Source organism: Ilyobacter sp., assembly GCF_041583315.1.
GTDB lineage: Bacteria > Fusobacteriota > Fusobacteriia > Fusobacteriales > Fusobacteriaceae > Ilyobacter.
On the sequence record NZ_JBFHGC010000388.1, the window covers coordinates 1 to 2,802 of the forward strand.

Annotated in this window: 2 protein-coding genes; both read left to right on the forward strand. The window is 35.4% G+C overall.

All coding sequences use genetic code 11. The features are described from left to right. Positions 1–301: 301 nt before the first annotated feature. Positions 302–1,477, forward strand: coding sequence for a MalY/PatB family protein (locus tag ABZA26_RS11845; protein WP_372714727.1), 1,176 nt, complete (start codon positions 302–304; stop codon positions 1,475–1,477). 20 nt (positions 1,478–1,497) lie between these two features. Beyond that, positions 1,498–2,652 (forward strand): PLP-dependent aspartate aminotransferase family protein, encoded by a 1,155-nt coding sequence (locus ABZA26_RS11850; protein ID WP_372714728.1) that lies wholly within the window; start codon positions 1,498–1,500, stop codon positions 2,650–2,652. The last annotated feature ends 150 nt before the right edge of the window (positions 2,653–2,802 follow it).

The following is a 2,802-nucleotide window of genomic DNA, read 5'->3' on the forward strand; positions in this document are numbered from 1 at the left end:
GAACTTATCATTAAACCGGTGACATATTTACCGTATAAAATATAAAAAAATCAGGGAATTTTTCCTGATTTTTTTATTGATAGCGGAACAGTGATATAAAATTTGTATTATTATGAAGATTATTTTAACAAAAATATAAAATTTCTTGATTAATGAGGTAAATTATGTTAAATTTAGATATAGAACAAATATACGTGTATTAAGTGTATTTTAAAAAATTGGGGTAATATAACAAAGTTTTGATGACATATATGAATTAAAGAAAAGACTATCATTAGGATGAAAAATAACAGGGGGGAATATGAAGTATAATTTTGACAGGGGTTTTAATCACGAGATAAAAGATTCTCTTAAGTGGAATACGGTAAAAAGAATATCAAATAAGAAGGATATTATCCCTATGTGGATAGCAGATATGGACTTTGAAACAGTGCCTGAAGTCAAAACAGCTATAATTGAGAGGGCGGCCCAGGGAATCTACGGTTATAGTGAGATGAAGGATGAATACTATGAGTCGTTGGCAGGGTGGACAAAAAAAAGATACAACTGGAAAATTGAAAAAGAGTGGCTATGTTTTAGTCCGGGAGTTGTTACTGGTATTAGCCTGACAATACGTGCACTGACACATCCAGGGGACAGGGTACTCATACAGACCCCAGTTTACAGTCCATTTTTTGGAGCAGTGATAAGAAGCGGATGTGAGCTTGTGACGAGTTCTCTTAAACTGGTTAATGGAAAATATAAGATGGACTTTGAAGACCTTGAAGAAAAACTAGAGGATGAAAGAACAAAAATAATGGTTCTGTGCAACCCGCACAATCCAGTGGGGAGGGTATGGACAAGAGATGAGTTATTAAGAATAGGAGAAATTTGCCTAAAAAATAATGTTACAGTGGTATCAGATGAAATTCATTCTGATCTAGTGTATAAGGGACACAAATACACCCCTTTTGCAAGTATATCAAAGGAGTTTGAACAAAATTCTATAATTTGTACTGCACCGAGTAAGACTTTTAATCTGGCTGGACTTCAGAGTTCTAATATAATAATTCCCAATGAAAATTTCCGAAGGGAGTACAAAATTGCTCTTGAAAATATAGAGGTTTCAAGATTGAATGTATTTGGTATGGTTGCCTGTGAAACTGCATACAGATACGGAGAGCCCTGGCTAGAGGAGCTTTTAGATTATCTGGAAGTAAATAAGGAACTTGTAAAAAAACGAATAGAAAATAAGATGCCAAAACTTAAACTGATAGAACCCGAAGCTACTTATTTATTGTGGATGGACTGCAGCGGGTTGGGACTGAGTGATGAAGATCTCAAAAAATTTATGATAGAAAAAGCTGGAATTTTACTCAATGACGGTATCAGCTTCGGGGAAGAGGGAAAAGGATTTCAAAGAATGAATATAGCCTGTCCTAAAGATATTCTTGAAGAAGCCCTGGACAGACTTGAAAAAGCTGTAAACAGCATATAAAATTAGGGGAGTGGATACAGGTGGAAAAAGATAAATTTATAGATACAAAGGTTGTACACGGATACAAGGGATATGATGAGCATACAGGTGCAATTAGCTATCCTATTTATCAGACGGCTACATTTAGGCATCCTGCATTAAATGAAAGCACTGGATATGATTATTCCAGACTTCAGAACCCCACCAGGGAAGAGCTGGAAAATACCGTAGCGAGTATAGAGGGTGCCAAAGCAGGATTTGCATTTTCAACAGGACTGGCTGCAATTTCTACAGTTTTGAATATATTTTCTCCTGGAGATCACATAATTGTATCAGACGATCTTTATGGGGGTACCTACAGGCTTTTTGAAGAGGTGTATAATAAGTACGGAATAAGCCACACTTTTGTAGATACCACAGAGATAGAATCAGTGTCAGATGCGATAAATAAAAATACAAAGGCCATATTTATAGAGACTCCATCTAACCCTATGATGAAGGTCACAGATATAGCAGAAATTATAAAGTTAGCTAAGATTAATAAGGCTCTAACCATTGTAGACAATACATTTTTGAGTCCTTATTTTCAGAACCCAATTTTACTTGGGGCAGATATAGTTGTACACAGTGGAACCAAATTCCTGGGAGGACACAATGATACCTTGGCAGGACTTGTTGTTTTAAATGACGAGGAATTGATAGAAAAAATTAAATTTTTACAGAATTCAATCGGAGGAGTACTGTCTCCATTTGACAGCTGGCTTATTCTGAGAGGAATAAAAACTCTGGCTGTCAGAATGGAAAAACAGCAGGGAAATGCAATGAAAATAGCCAAATGGCTGAAAGAACAAAAAGACAGAGTAGATGAAGTTTATTATGTGGGACTTCCTGAACATAAAGGCCATGAAATATCCTTAAAACAGGCTAGGGGATTTGGTGCTATGATATCTTTTACGATAAAAAATGTACAGGCAGTGGAAGAAATTTTAAAAAATGTACAAATAATAACTTTTGCAGAAAGTTTAGGGGGAGTGGAGAGCCTAATAACATATCCTCAGACTCAGACCCACGCCTCTATACCTCAAGAGATAAGAGACAGAATAGGAGTCACAGACAAACTCCTCAGACTATCAGTAGGAATAGAAAACGCAGAAGACCTTATCATGGATTTAGATCAGGCTATGAAGAATATATAGAATATTCTTTCGGATTGAAAAATTATCATTTTATTTAATAGTAAACATAAAGGAGTGGTGGAAAATGATAGCTAAGAGTTTAGTAGATTTAATAGGAAATACTCCCTTACTGGAACTTTCAAATTATAATAAAGCCAATGAATTAAAGGC